The sequence below is a fragment of the Aquimarina sp. AU58 genome (assembly GCF_900312745.1).
Taxonomy (GTDB): domain Bacteria; phylum Bacteroidota; class Bacteroidia; order Flavobacteriales; family Flavobacteriaceae; genus Aquimarina; species Aquimarina spinulae.
This window is the reverse complement of sequence record NZ_OMPD01000014.1, coordinates 2,051,002-2,064,909: the sequence shown is the minus strand read 5'-3', so window position 1 is coordinate 2,064,909 and position 13,908 is coordinate 2,051,002. Positions and strand designations below refer to the sequence as shown.

The 13,908-nt window shown below is 32.8% G+C and carries 12 protein-coding genes; 7 read left to right on the top strand and 5 right to left on the bottom strand.

The genetic code is table 11. The annotated features are described in order from the left end of the window. Window positions 1-14: 14 nt before the first annotated feature. The 3 genes from DK441_RS20395 to DK441_RS20385 all read left to right on the top strand — a co-directional run bounded on the left by DK441_RS20395 (window position 15) and on the right by DK441_RS20385 (window position 3,485). Window positions 15-362 carry a four helix bundle protein gene (locus DK441_RS20395; protein ID WP_109853589.1) on the top strand — a complete coding sequence of 116 codons (348 nt, stop codon included), beginning with the start codon at window positions 15-17 and terminating at the stop codon, window positions 360-362. A 40-nt stretch (window positions 363-402) separates the two neighbouring features. After that, on the top strand, window positions 403-1,593 hold the full coding sequence (locus tag DK441_RS20390; protein WP_109852321.1) for an acetyl-CoA C-acyltransferase: 1,191 nt from the start codon (window positions 403-405) through the stop codon (window positions 1,591-1,593). An 80-nt stretch (window positions 1,594-1,673) separates the two neighbouring features. Then, window positions 1,674-3,485, top strand: a complete 1,812-nt coding sequence (locus tag DK441_RS20385) for an acyl-CoA dehydrogenase family protein (RefSeq protein WP_109852320.1) — start codon at window positions 1,674-1,676, stop codon at window positions 3,483-3,485. 85 nt (window positions 3,486-3,570) lie between these two features. Here the strand turns inward: DK441_RS20385 and DK441_RS20380 are convergent, their stop codons facing one another. The 4 genes from DK441_RS20380 to DK441_RS20365 form a co-directional block, all read right to left on the bottom strand. Further along, window positions 3,571-4,260 (bottom strand): helix-turn-helix transcriptional regulator, encoded by a 690-nt coding sequence (locus DK441_RS20380; RefSeq protein WP_109852319.1) that lies wholly within the window; start codon window positions 4,258-4,260, stop codon window positions 3,571-3,573. Window positions 4,261-4,357: 97 nt separating this feature from the next. Further along, a complete protein-coding gene (locus DK441_RS20375) occupies window positions 4,358-4,888 on the bottom strand; it encodes a DinB family protein (RefSeq protein WP_200822876.1) in 531 nt (176 codons plus the stop codon). After that, on the bottom strand, window positions 4,839-5,231 hold the full coding sequence (locus DK441_RS20370; RefSeq protein ID WP_109852317.1) for an amino acid-binding ACT domain-containing protein: 393 nt from the start codon (window positions 5,229-5,231) through the stop codon (window positions 4,839-4,841). The genes DK441_RS20375 and DK441_RS20370 overlap by 50 nt, the downstream gene beginning before the upstream one ends. Before the next feature lie 8 nt (window positions 5,232-5,239). Next, a complete protein-coding gene (locus DK441_RS20365; RefSeq protein ID WP_109852316.1) occupies window positions 5,240-5,695 on the bottom strand; it encodes an OsmC family protein in 456 nt (151 codons plus the stop codon). Window positions 5,696-6,227: 532 nt separating this feature from the next. Here DK441_RS20365 and DK441_RS20360 point away from each other — a divergent pair. Further along, a complete protein-coding gene (locus DK441_RS20360) occupies window positions 6,228-7,022 on the top strand; it encodes a sugar-binding protein (RefSeq protein WP_109852315.1) in 795 nt (264 codons plus the stop codon). A 4-nt stretch (window positions 7,023-7,026) separates the two neighbouring features. Then, the gene (locus DK441_RS20355; protein WP_109852314.1) at window positions 7,027-8,181 is read left to right on the top strand and encodes an MFS transporter; all 1,155 of its coding nucleotides are present in this window, start codon (window positions 7,027-7,029) and stop codon (window positions 8,179-8,181) included. A 51-nt stretch (window positions 8,182-8,232) separates the two neighbouring features. On the opposite strand, the gene DK441_RS20350 is transcribed toward DK441_RS20355, so the two are convergent. Next, on the bottom strand, window positions 8,233-8,802 hold the full coding sequence (locus DK441_RS20350; RefSeq protein ID WP_109852313.1) for an RNA polymerase sigma factor: 570 nt from the start codon (window positions 8,800-8,802) through the stop codon (window positions 8,233-8,235). A 105-nt stretch (window positions 8,803-8,907) separates the two neighbouring features. Here DK441_RS20350 and DK441_RS20345 point away from each other — a divergent pair, with 105 nt between their 5' ends. Next, complete coding sequence (locus DK441_RS20345) at window positions 8,908-10,077, top strand: FecR family protein (RefSeq protein ID WP_109852312.1); 1,170 nt, start codon at window positions 8,908-8,910, stop codon at window positions 10,075-10,077. Between the two features lie 122 nt (window positions 10,078-10,199). Continuing rightward, window positions 10,200-13,904 (top strand): SusC/RagA family TonB-linked outer membrane protein, encoded by a 3,705-nt coding sequence (locus DK441_RS20340; protein WP_235015796.1) that lies wholly within the window; start codon window positions 10,200-10,202, stop codon window positions 13,902-13,904. Window positions 13,905-13,908: the final 4 nt, after the last annotated feature.

The following is a 13,908-nucleotide window of genomic DNA, read 5'->3' as shown; positions in this document are numbered from 1 at the left end:
TAATTAGATAAATGATGCACAAAGTTGAAGATTTGAAAATATGGAAAAAATCAATTGATTTAGCCAAATCTGTATATCAACTTACCAGTCAGCTTCCATCTAATGAAAAATATGGCTTAGTTTCTCAAATAAAACGTAGTGCTATTTCTGTTTCTTCTAACATTGCTGAAGGTGCTGGAAGAAATTCAAGTAAAGAATTTAAACATTTTTTAAGTATTGCTAATGGTTCGTGCTATGAACTCCATACACAATTAATATTAGTAATAGAATTAAATATAATAAGTAAAGAAAAAGTAGAACATGTTATTGAATTATGTATTGAAATACAGAAAATGAATTATTCTTTTCAAAAAAGATTATAAATCTCAATACTAACATCTCAATACTCAATACTATAAAACAATGAAAACAGCATATATAGTAAAAGCATATAGAACAGCCGTAGGAAAAGCTCCTCGCGGGGTGTTCAGGTTTAAAAGGACAGATGAATTGGCAGCCGAAACCATAGCACATATGATGAAAGAGCTTCCTAACCTTGACAAAGCACGTATCGACGATGTAATTGTTGGTAATGCCATGCCCGAAGGGTCTCAAGGGTTAAATATGGCGCGTTTAATCTCATTAATGGGGTTAAATTCTGTTGATGTTCCCGGAGTAACGGTAAATAGATTTTGTTCATCAGGAATAGAAACTATTGGTATTGCAACAGCCAAAATACAATCTGGAATGGCAGATTGCATTATTGCAGGTGGAGCAGAAAGCATGAGCGCAGTTCCTATGACAGGGTATAAGACAGAACTTAATTATGACTTAGCCAAATCAGGACATGAAGATTATTACTGGGGAATGGGTAATACTGCAGAAGCAGTTGCTCACCAATTCAAAGTATCTCGAGAAGATCAAGATGAATTTGCATACAACTCTCATATGAAGGCCTTAAAAGCACAAGCAGAAGAGCGTTTTCAGGATCAAATAGTTCCTATTAATGTAGAACAAATCTACGTTGATGAAAATGGAAAAAAAGCTACAAAATCATATACTGTATCTAAAGATGAAGGACCTCGTGCAGGAACCAGTAAAGAAGTGCTAGGTAAACTTAGGCCAGTATTCGAAGCTGGAGGAAGTGTAACTGCTGGTAATTCTTCACAAATGAGTGATGGTGCTGCTTTTGTGATGGTAATGAGTGAAGAAATGGTTAAAGAACTAAACCTTGAACCTATTGCAAGACTAGTTAATTATGCCGCTGCCGGTGTAGAACCAAGAATCATGGGTATTGGCCCTGTAAAAGCTATTCCGAAAGCTTTAAAACAAGCCGGATTAAAACAAGATGATGTAGAACTTATAGAACTTAATGAAGCTTTTGCTTCTCAATCTCTTGCAGTAATGAGAGAATTAAGTCTCAATCAGGATATCGTAAATGTTAATGGAGGCGCAATTGCATTAGGACACCCGCTAGGATGTACGGGAGCAAAACTTTCGGTTCAATTATTCGACGAAATGCGTAAACGTGATATGAAAGGTAAATACGGAATGGTAACCATGTGTGTAGGTACAGGGCAAGGTGCCGCAGGTATTTATGAATTTTTAAATTAAAATTAGAATTGAGATCTAAGTATTAAAAAATTACATTTTTAATTGGCCTCAATACTAACTACTAAAACCTTACTAAAAAAATGAGTGATAAAACTATAAATAAAGATATTCTTAGAGGAGGACAATTCCTTGTTAAAGAAACAAATTGTGAAGATGTATTTACTCCAGAAGATTTTTCTGAGGAGCAAAGAATGATGCGTGATAGCGCTAGAGAATTTGTAGATCGTGAGCTATGGGCACATTGGGAGCGATTCGAAAGTAAAGACTATGCATATACAGAAGAGTGTATGCGTAAAGCTGGTGAACTTGGACTTTTAGGAGTTTCTGTACCCGAAGCATATGATGGACTAGGAATGGGATTCGTATCTACCATGTTAGTTTGTGATTATATCTCTGGAGCTACCGGATCGTTTAGTACTGCTTTTGGGGCTCATACCGGTATCGGTACTATGCCAATCACCTTATATGGTAATGAAGAGCAAAAGAAAAAATATGTTCCTAAGCTTGCTACTGGTGAGTGGTTTGGAGCATACTGCTTAACAGAACCAGGTGCGGGATCAGATGCTAATTCTGGTAAAACAAAAGCCGTTCTTTCTGAAGATGGAACGCATTATTTGATTTCTGGACAGAAAATGTGGATATCTAATGCTGGTTTCTGTAGTTTGTTTATTGTTTTTGCTCGTATTGAAGACGATAAAAATATTACAGGATTTATTGTAGAAAATGATCCATCTAATGGAATTTCTCTCGGTGACGAAGAAAAGAAACTAGGTATTCACTCCTCTTCTACTCGCCAGGTATTCTTTAGCGATACCAAAGTACCGGTAGAAAACATGTTATCAGAAAGAGGTAATGGGTTTAAAATTGCAATGAATGCATTAAATGTAGGTCGTATCAAACTTGCTGCTGCCTGTCTTGATGCGCAACGTCGTGTGATTGGTGAGGCAACTAAATATGCTAATGAGCGTATCCAGTTTAAAACACCTATTATGAATTTTGGTGCTATTAAAGCTAAAATTGCTGAAATGGCTACCAATACATATGCCGATGAATCTGCCAGTTACAGAGCAGCAAAAAATATCGAAGATAGAATTGCTATCCGTCAAGCGGAAGGAAATACACATCAGGAAGCAGAACTAAAAGGTGTCGAAGAATATGCGATCGAGTGCTCTATTCTTAAAGTTGCCGTTTCTGAAGACGTACAAAGTTGTACTGATGAAGGTGTGCAGATTTTTGGTGGTATGGGATTCTCTGCTGACACCCCAATGGAATCTGCATGGAGAGATGCTCGTATCTCCCGTATCTATGAAGGTACCAACGAGATCAATCGTATGCTTGCTGTAGGAATGTTAGTAAAGAAAGCGATGAAAGGTCATGTAGACCTTCTTGGACCTGCCATGAAAGTTGCAGATGAACTTACCGGTATTCCATCTTTTGACACTCCTGATTATTCAGTTTTATTTTCTGAAGAAAAAGAAATCATAGCTAAGCTTAAGAAGGTATTCTTAATGGTAGCAGGAGCTGCTGTTCAAAAATTTGGACCGCAACTAGAGGATCATCAACAGTTGTTACTAGCTGCTTCAGATATTTTAATTGAAATTTACATGGCTGAATCTACAATCTTACGTACCGAGAAAAATGCAAAACGTTTTGGTGAAGAAGCTCAGGAGACTCAAATAGCAATGTCTCAATTATATTTATACAATGCGGTAGATATCATTATTAGAAAGGGAAAAGAAGGAATAGTTTCTTTTGCAGAAGGAGATGAACAACGAATGATGCTAATGGGACTTAAGCGTTTTACTAAATATGCGAATCAACCAAATGTAGTTGCATTAAGAATCAAAATTGCTGATAAAATTGCCAAAGAAAACGGGTATTTTATTGGGTAATCAATAGAATAAAAGAACACAAAACATTGTGATGTGTTTAATTTTATCATAAGAAACCGCCTTTTAAATAATAAAAAGGCGGTTTTTATATATCCAGATTTAGTCTTGTTTTCAATTCTAGCTTTCCTTTTCCTGTTATCAAAATCTCTCTAGAATCTTTCTTCCTTCGTATCCAGTCATTTTGCAACATCATCGTAAGAAAAGAAGCCCCCAGTGCACCTGCCAGATGATGTCTACGTTCACTCCAATCTAAGCACAGATGGGCAAAAGATCGTTTTTGTGACATTACATCATCGATATTAATACCAACATCTTGAAACCAACTCTTTCCTATAGAAGTAATTTTATAGGTTCGTTCTACAATTTCTAACATACCATTATCCAGTAAGGCATCAGTGATTTTTACACCTATTTCCCCTGCCAAATGATCATAACAGGTTCTGGCATATGTTATACCATTAAGTTCTGGTTTTTTAGTTCTGGTATATTTATCATTCATAGATACTAGCCCAGCCATAGATTCAATAACTTGAGCCACTTCTGAAGTCGCATACTTATAATAGCGATGTCTTCCTTGTTTTTCTACCTGCAATATATTAGCCTGAATCATTTTTTTTAAATGATTACTTGCTGATTGTGCAGAGATATTGGCACATACAGACAACTCAAGAGCTGTATATGCTCTACCATCAAGTAAACACCATAGCATGACAGATCGAGATTTATCCCCTAATAAAGAGGCAATTTCAGCAAATTTATTTTCAAACTCTTCCATTAACTATTATCACAATATGATCTGGTTTCAATACACAAAACTAATACAATACCATTTGTGCCTTGAATTTACTATAATATAACCGATATCATCATTTTCAATCCCATATTTTAGGTCTTTTTACTCCAAGTGTTCTCAAATAATCAAGCATCTGCCCCATATGCACTGCTTCATGAAACACAATTCTATTGAGATAGTCACCAAGTTTTTTGCTCTGTCCTACTTCTGTTCTTTCTATTCTTATGTTTTCAAGATCTGCCTCTGTTACCCCTTCTATCATATTAAGAAAATTCTTTCTATAACTCTTTGCCATCTCTAGCTCAAACTCCAGATCCTCATATTTCATTCCTTGCCATGGTGAATGATAATCCCCCAGATTTCCTCTATTGTCAATTATTTTATGAAATAAATGTTCGGTTTCTAATACATGTCTAATCATTTCAATAATAGAAAAAGCGTTTTTATCTGGTTTCCAATCAAAATATTCTTCTGGTATTCCTTTCCAAAGTTTAACACTTCGTCTTCTTGTTTCTGAACAGTTTAATAAAATAATATCTATCGAATTCATCATGTGTGTTTTAATATATTTCTCTACTCCAATTCTCTGAAACGACTTTGCCTTTTTCATGATCGTCTACAACTAATATTAACTGATTATCGTGATCACTATATTGTGTTATTATATTAATATTATTTTTTTCCATTAAACGGCAAATTTTCCCTAACTGTCCGGGCACTTCCTGGTCTAATTTCTGAATAAGTACTTTATTGATCGCAAATACTTCAACCCCATAAGATTCTAATGCTTTCTTTCCTTTTTCTGCATCTTCTACCAAAAAATTGGCTACACCTATATTGTTATGCACAAAAACACCTCCTCCTTCAAGGCTTACTCCAGCATTCCCTAATACTTCTCCCATTTCGGCCAAAGCTCCAGGTTTGTTGTCTAACTTGATTGCTAAATTTCTCATACTTGATTTTATATTAGTTTAATTTGAATATTGGCTTTGATAGAGTTTGCGATAAAGCAATTAGAATGTGCTAGATTATGCATTTGCTCTATAGTTTTTATTGAAGGAGAGTTTCCATTAAAAATTACCTTAGGAGATAATGTAATCGTAGTAATTGCTTTTTTCCCTTTTATTTCTTTTAACAGCCCTACAGGGTAATCTTCATAACGCTCTACAACGTATTTTTTCTTCGAAGCAATAGAAAGAAAAAAAAGCATATGACAACTCGAAACGGATGCTAAAAACGCTTCTTCAGGGTCTACCACAGATGCATCAGACATTGGAGTGGGAATTATGTCTGGAGAAGAAGAAGCAAGTACTTCTGCACCTCCATCAAAATGCCAGGCATGTACCCTGCTATATTTCCCATCCTTAAATATTTCATGTTGATTTTTCTTCCAAAATATTCTTGCCGAGTGTTTCATTCTACTTATTGGTTTCTGTGTAACGCAAAAGTAAAGCAGCTATATTTTTTTTATTTCATTCTAAAATGAAGTATGAAATTCTAGAATATTACTCAAAAGACATGTATATCGTCTGTTTTAAAAGAAAATATTTTCTTATTGTATCTTTAGCAAGGTATACACTAATACGATTAAACATGAAAATAGCAATATTTTTTCTTCCTAAACAGTAATAACCAAAAGCTCCTTTTATTATTTAGCACCTAATTTCTGTCTATATATCTCTTATTTCATTCTTTTATTACTTACACAAAACAAAAACATAACCTAGTATTTTATTTTAAAATAAGGTATTAAGCTTTATTGAATGTTTCCTAAAATCAAAACTTAACTTAATACATTTTTTAATATCATATGAATATAAAATATCTATTTCTGGTTATCCCGTAATTTACCGTTAGAAATACAAATGATTATTACTTATTTATATGCTACAACTAATTTTTAAATTTTGTTCACTACATTTATCATGATTATGTCACTAAATCTCATTATGAAAAGAATACTTTTATTATTCATTTTATTATTTATACTAAGCTGTAAAAAAAACCTTCCTAACTCGACTAATGACGAACTGGCAATCCTAGATCAAAAGGATTTACGAAAACAGAACGTTAAAATTGATCATCAAATCAGAAAAGTTAAAAAAGCAGTAATTGTCCCTAAACTAGATGGCATAATGAATGACCCAATATGGAAAGAAGCTACCTGGTATGGTTTTGATCAAAGATGGTTAGGGGCACCTTATACCTTTAATGATTTTTTTGGAAGATATAAAGTGGTCTGGACTCCAGAAGCCTTATATGTATTAGTCGAAATCAAAGATGATGTTTTATTCGATCAAAATAAAGATCCGTTAAGTTTATGGTGGGATGATGATTGTGTAGAAATTTTTATTGACGCAGATAACTCTGGTGGGGATCATCAATATTCTAATAATGCATTTGCATATCATGTAGCATTAGATGGAAATGTGGTGGATTTGGATAAACATAAAAAACCTTTACTATATAACAATCATGTTAGTTCTAAACGTGTTACTAATGGTGATGTATCGGTATGGGAATTTGAGATTATTGTATATGATGATACTTATGAAGAAGGAAAAGTTAATGATCCAATGATCCTAAAAAAAGATCAGAAATTAGGTTTCGCTATTGCTTATAATGATAATGATGGCAGCAAAGAAAGAGAAAATTTTATTGGTTCTGTTTTTATCCCGGGAGAAGAAAAAAACCTGGGATGGATTAATGCCGATATTTTTGGCACAATCATTTTAGAAGAATAACATATTGAAATCAAAATTCTACATACTCCCGGTAATTATCATTTCGCAGTTTTTTTGTACTTCGCTATGGTTTGCTGGTAATGCTGTTATCGATGACCTTGCCTCTCAGTTTAATGCGGGATTTAATATCCTGGGGTATCTTTTATCTTTTGTGCAATTCGGGTTTATTGTAGGAACACTTACATTTGCTTTGTTAACATTAGCCGATCGGTTTTCTCCTTCTCGTATATTTATGATTTGTGCTTTTTTAGGAGGGCTAAGTAATCTATCATTGCTTATTCCTGACATCACAGTTTTTAATTTACTTACAGCAAGGTTTGGTACTGGTTTTTTCCTTGCTGGAATATACCCTATTGGTATGAAAATAGCTTCTGATTATTATAAAGATGGGCTCGGTAAAGCGCTTGGATATCTTGTAGGTGCTTTGGTATTAGGAACAGCTTTTCCTCACTTAATTAATCAATTTTCCTGGAGTAGTGATTATAAAGCAGTAATTATTAGTACATCTATTTTAGCATTTGTTGGAGGATCAGCAATGTGGTTTTTGGTTCCGGATGGTCCATACAGAAAACTTGTTTCTAAGCTTCAGCTTGGGATAGTTACACAACTTTTTAACATCCCCAGTTTTAAAAAAGCTGCTTTTGGATATTTTGGGCATATGTGGGAACTCTATGCATTTTGGGGATTTATCCCTATTATTCTTAAAACGTATTCTCGCTTACAATCTATACAACTACCAGTGCCATTTTGGTCTTTTATCATTATAGGTGTTGGTTTTATTTCTTGTATTCTGGGTGGTTTGATTTCATTAAAAACCGGAAGTAGAAAAGTAGCATATAATTCATTATTAATTTCTGGAATATTTTGCCTTGCTTCTCCCCTGCTTTTCCTATTACCACCCGAATTATTTTTAATTGCTTTATGTATTTGGGGAATGTTAGTCATTTCCGATTCTCCTCAATTCTCAACAATGGTAGCTGCCGCTGTGCCGCCAGAATTAAGAGGTACTGCTCTTACAATTATCAATTGTATTGGATTTGCCATTACTATAATTAGTATTCAGCTATTATCTTTTTTAACAGGAAAATTAGATAACACTATGCTTTATGTATTTTTAAGTATAGGCCCTATTTTCGGAATATATACGTTAAGAAAATAAGTATCTAAGTACGAATGAGTTTGGAAGTATTTTTTTTAAATAAGAAATATTCTAGTCAACAGGCTCTAGGGCTTCTTTAATTCTTGACATAGCTTTTGACATTTGAGCTTCAACGGTTTTTATCGAAATATCTAATTGTTCTGCTACTTCTTTATATTTAAATCCCTGAATTTTATTTAAAACAAATACCTCTTTACATTTTGGAGGAAGTTTTTCGATTTCGGCCTGAACAAGGTTTATTTTATTCTTGATAAAATCAGTATCCTCCTCTACAAAAACATCTAAAGTGTTTTTTTGTATTTGTTCTATATAACTTAACTCTTTTTTATTTTTATTATAAGTATCTATCAATTCATAATAACATGCTTTGTATAAATAACTCTTAATAGAAGTATTAATATTTAATTTTTTTTTATTCTTCCAAATCTTAAGCATTACGTTCTGAACAACGTCTTCTGCCTGTTGTTTATTCCTTGATAAACTATAGACATAGGAGCACAATTCGTTATAGTGCATTTCATACAAATGCCTGTATACAAATTCATTACCTTCCTTAAGTTCCTTTATTTGGGTCTCGTTCTTTATAATACTCTTTTTTAACTCATTTTTAAACCCTCTCACAAAATAATTAACAAAAACTTTACATAAATAATAAAAAAAATAGTTTCAGAAGTAAGGGTTTTTTATTTTTTTCAAGTCTTAACTATAAATAAGCCAATAATTCGCATGAAAAAAAATAAAGATTTGGATATAAATCAAATACATAAATACCTAAATAATGAGATGTCCGAACGAGAACTCACCGAGTTCAAAAAACTATTGAATGATGAAGAAAATTTAAACGAATTTAAAAAATATATTATCACCGATCATTACATCCAATTAGGTAAAAATGATTTTGATAACCAAAAAGCAGCATCATCATTCCAAAAACATATACAAAGTACAAAATCTCGTACTAAAATCCGCAAAAATAGAATCAATAATTATTTAAAATATGCTGCAGTTTTTGTAGGGCTTATAATTGGCAGTACTTTATACTACAACAATACTTTTTTTGATACTGATTCTACGCTAAACGAAGTAACATTACAGTTAAGTGATGGCAGTCTCGAAACCATACAAGAGAATGAGTTATTTAAAGAAATTAAAAATAATGATGGTACTGTAGTAGGGGTTCAGGAAAAAGGTAAAATAATATATCACAACGAAAAAAATAACATCGCAGAAGTTAAACCAAAGATCAATACATTAAAAGTTCCTTATGGAAGGAAGTTTAAGTTAGAATTATCTGATGGTACAACGGTTCATGTTAATGCAGGTTCTACATTAAAATTCCCTGTGCATTTTGTTGCCGGGCATGTTCGTGAAGTAGAATTATCTGGTGAAGCCTATTTTGAAGTTGCTAGAAATGAAGAAGCTCCGTTCATAGTATCTACCAATGGTATTAAAACTGAAGTTTTAGGAACAAAATTTAATGTCTCTTCTTATGCAGATGATTCATTTTCTGAAGTTGTTTTGGTAGAAGGTAGTGTAGGTGTATTTAAAAACAAAGGACGTTTTAATAAAGATACCGATCAAATACTTAAGCCAAATCAAAAGGCTAGTCTTTTAAAAATAGGTCAGAATTTGGATATTTCTACAGTAAAAACAGAAAATTATACCGCTTGGGTTGATGGGATATTACTCTTTAAAAATGAAAGTTTTGAGAATATCATTAAGAAACTTGAAAGGTTTTATGACAAGAAGATAACAATTAATTATCAAAAAATAAAGAAAGAAAAATTTACAGGTCAGTTCGATGTAGAAAATATAGAAGATGTGCTAAAAACGTTTAAAAGCAACACCTTCTTTAATTTCACCATCAAAGAAAATGAAATAATTATTAACCCCTAAAGCAAAAAAAGTATGTTTCCAAAATGACTAGAAAACAAAAAAATCGAGAAATGCTGCAACATCTCCCGATTTAGAGTAAGCGTAATTTAACAATGGTTCAATCATTAAATCATATTAAAAATATGAAAATAATTAGACAAAACCACACAAATGGTGTGGCAAAATTAATATTTAATTTGAAAATGAGGCTAACAATACTATTAATTATATTGTCTCTATTTAGAATAAATGCAAATACGTATTCTCAAAACACCAAGATTTCACTAGATGTGAAAAACTTTACAATTGAGAGAGTATTTGATTTAATACAGCAAAAAACTGAATTTAAAGTATTTTTTAAAGATGCCGAAGTAAATACTAAAAGAAAGGTATCTCTTAAAGCTTCTAACAAAAGAGTAGAATATATTTTAGATAAAATATTTAGAAACACTAATGTTTCTTATAAAATAGTAGATAAGCAAATCGTATTGGTAAAAAAAGAAACTAATTCTAATATACCAACAATCAAAAAACGACAGTCTGCACTTGTTAAACCCCAAAAAGGTTTTGAAATTAGTGGGCAGGTAGTTGATAAAAACGGTCTCCCCATCCCCGGGTCTACTGTATCTATTCAAGGAACTACTCAAGGAGTAGTTACAGACTTTGATGGAAATTTCACAATGCGAGTTTCGGTATCAGATATACTTAAAATCGAAAACATAGGTTTCGAAACTCAAACTATTACGATTACAGATAAGAATACAACAACATTTAATATCGTATTAAAAGAAAACGTTGAAGGTCTCGAAGAAATAGTAATAACTGGTTATCAAAATATTCAGAAGAAATTTTTTACTGGAGCAGCTCAATCTTTGAAAGCCGAAGAAATAAAATTAGAAGGTGTACCAGATATTTCTAGATCTTTAGAGGGACGTGCTGCGGGTGTTACCATACAAAATGTTACTGGAACTTTTGGTGCTACCCCTAGAATAACAATTAGAGGATCTTCATCTATTCTTGGAGACACCAAACCTATTTGGATTATCGATGGTGCTATACAAGAAGAAATAGTAAATGTATCATTAAATGATCTTGTTTCGGGAGACTCAAGTACGTTATTAAGTTCTGCTGTTGCAGGATTAAACGGTTCTGATATTGCTAGTATTGAAATCTTAAAAGATGCTTCTGCAACAGCATTATATGGTGCAAGAGCACTAAATGGTGTAGTAGTAATTACTACAAAATCAGGAAAGAGAAATGAAAAAACAAAGGTTAGCTATTCTGCAGAATATGCTGTAAGATCAAGACCAACCTATTCTCAGTTTGATTTACTTAATTCTCAAGAAACTGTTTCTATCTATAGAGAACTAGAATCTAAAGGATATTTGAGTCTTGCATCAAGTTTACAAGGAAGATTTGGTGGTATTTATAACCAAATGTATAGAGCTATTAATAATTTTAATCCAGAAACTAACTCTTTTCAACTTGCAAATACTCCTGAAGCCAGAGCTCAATTTTTGCAACAATATGAATTAGCCAATACAGATTGGTTTAAAGAATTATTTAGAGAAAGTTTAACTCAGAATCATTCTATAAGTTTTTCTGGAGGTGGTGAAAGTTCTTCTCATTATTCTTCTATAGGATATTTTACTGATCCGGGATGGACAATCGCCGATCGTGTAAGAAGACTTACAGGAAATATCAGAAATACATACTACCTGGGAGACAGATATAAAGTAACTACTTTGATACAAGGGTCTTATAGAGATCAGAATGCACCAGGTGCATTTGACAGGTTGTCTGATGTAGTTAATGGTGGGTTTGACAGAGATTTTGACATTAATCCTTTTAGTTATGCACTTAATACCAGTCGTGCACTTAGACCAAGAGATAATAATGGTGACCTAGAATATTTCAGATATAACTGGGCTCCTTTTAATATTCTAAATGAAATTGAGAACAACACTACAGAATTAACGGTACTTGATTTAAAAGTTCAAGGAGAGCTTGAAGCCAAAATCAATGATAATTTAAAATATAACTTTTTAGGTACGGCAAGATATGCTACTTCTGCAAATGAACATAAAGCAACAGAAAACTCTAACGTTGCTGGAGCATACAGAGCTAATGAAACTACGATTGTTGAAAATGCAAATACTTTTCTATTCCAAGATCCGGATCAACCTAATTCAAGACCACAAGTAGTATTACCATTTGGAGGTATTTATACAAGAAGAGACAATAAGATTATTTCTTATAATTTCAGAAACACATTAGACTACACAAAAAGCATAAGTGAAAGAAGTGATATTAGAGTATATCTAGGCCAGGAATATAGATTTACCAATAGAGAAGAAAGTTTTAGTCGAGGATTTGGATATCAATTCGATAAAGGTGGTACTCCATTCACAGATCCTAATATAATAGATAAAATAATATTAGATGGTGGTAACTATTTTGGTTTAGAACAGACCAGAGAAAGAGGAGCTACTTTCTTTGCTACGGCAACATATTCTTTTGATGATAAGTACGTTTTAAATGTAACAGGTAACTATGAAGGATCAAACAGAGCTGGTAAATCATCTAATGCAAGATGGTTACCAACATATAACATTGGTGCTAAATGGAATATTGATCAAGAGCCCGTTATTCAAAGAATAGATTGGATTTCAAAACTTGCATTGAGACCAAGTTATGGGTTAGTTGGATTACTTGCCGATAATGTAAGTAATAACTTGGCAATTTTCAGAAATGTGGTTACGGATCGTTTAAATCCTAATACACGTGAAAATGCTATAAACATTGCTGCTTTACAAAACACAGAATTAACCTGGGAAAAGACATTCGAACTTAACCTTGGTTTAGAAGCCGGTTTCTTTAATAATAGAATCTCTCTTGTTACAGATGTATATTTTAGAAAAGGAGAAGATCTAATCGATGAAATCAGAACCTCAGGGATTGGTGGACAATCGGTTAAGCTTGCCAATAATGCATCCATGAATACTAACGGTATAGAATTTCAATTAAATACACAAAACATTGTTAGTCCTAATTTTAAATGGGAAACAACAATTAATGTTGCCTATTTTGATCAGGAAATCACCGAATTACAACAAAGACCAAATGTGTTTGACTTAGTATCAAATACAGGAGGTAATGCAATTGGTTTCCCTAGAGGATCTTTATTTTCATTCCAATTTGACAAACTAGATGATAGAGGGTTACCAACTTATGTTTTTAATGACGATAGAGATCCTATTTCTGGTGTTGATTTCCAGGAAGTAGAAAATATTCAGGAATTTCTTAAATTCGAAGGATCTGTAGAACCAAACTTAACAGGTGGATTTGCTAACAATTTTACCTATAAGAACTGGGATTTAAGTTTCTTTCTTACATTCTCTGCAGGAAACAAAATTAGATTAGACCCTTACTACTCATCTTTTTATAGTGACCTATCGGTTTTCCCAACAGAATTTACGAACAGATGGTTATTTCCAGGAGATGAAAACACTACCAATATCCCAGTTATACCATCAAGAAGATTGGTAAATGAGGTTGGAACTAATGAAATCGCAAGAGCGTATAATGCATATAATTTCTCTACAGAAAGAATTGCTGATGGAGATTTCATAAGAATGAAGAATATTTCTTTATCCTATACTTTTCCTAAAGACGCTATTGATAGAATAGGATTATCAAATCTAAAAATGACGTTTCAGTCAACAAATCCTTTCTTAATTTATTCTGATGACGCATTAAACGGTCAGGATCCTGAATTCTTTAGAGCAGGAGGTGTTGCTTACCCAATTGCTAAACAATATACTGTATCATTAAATCTTGGATTTTAAAAAG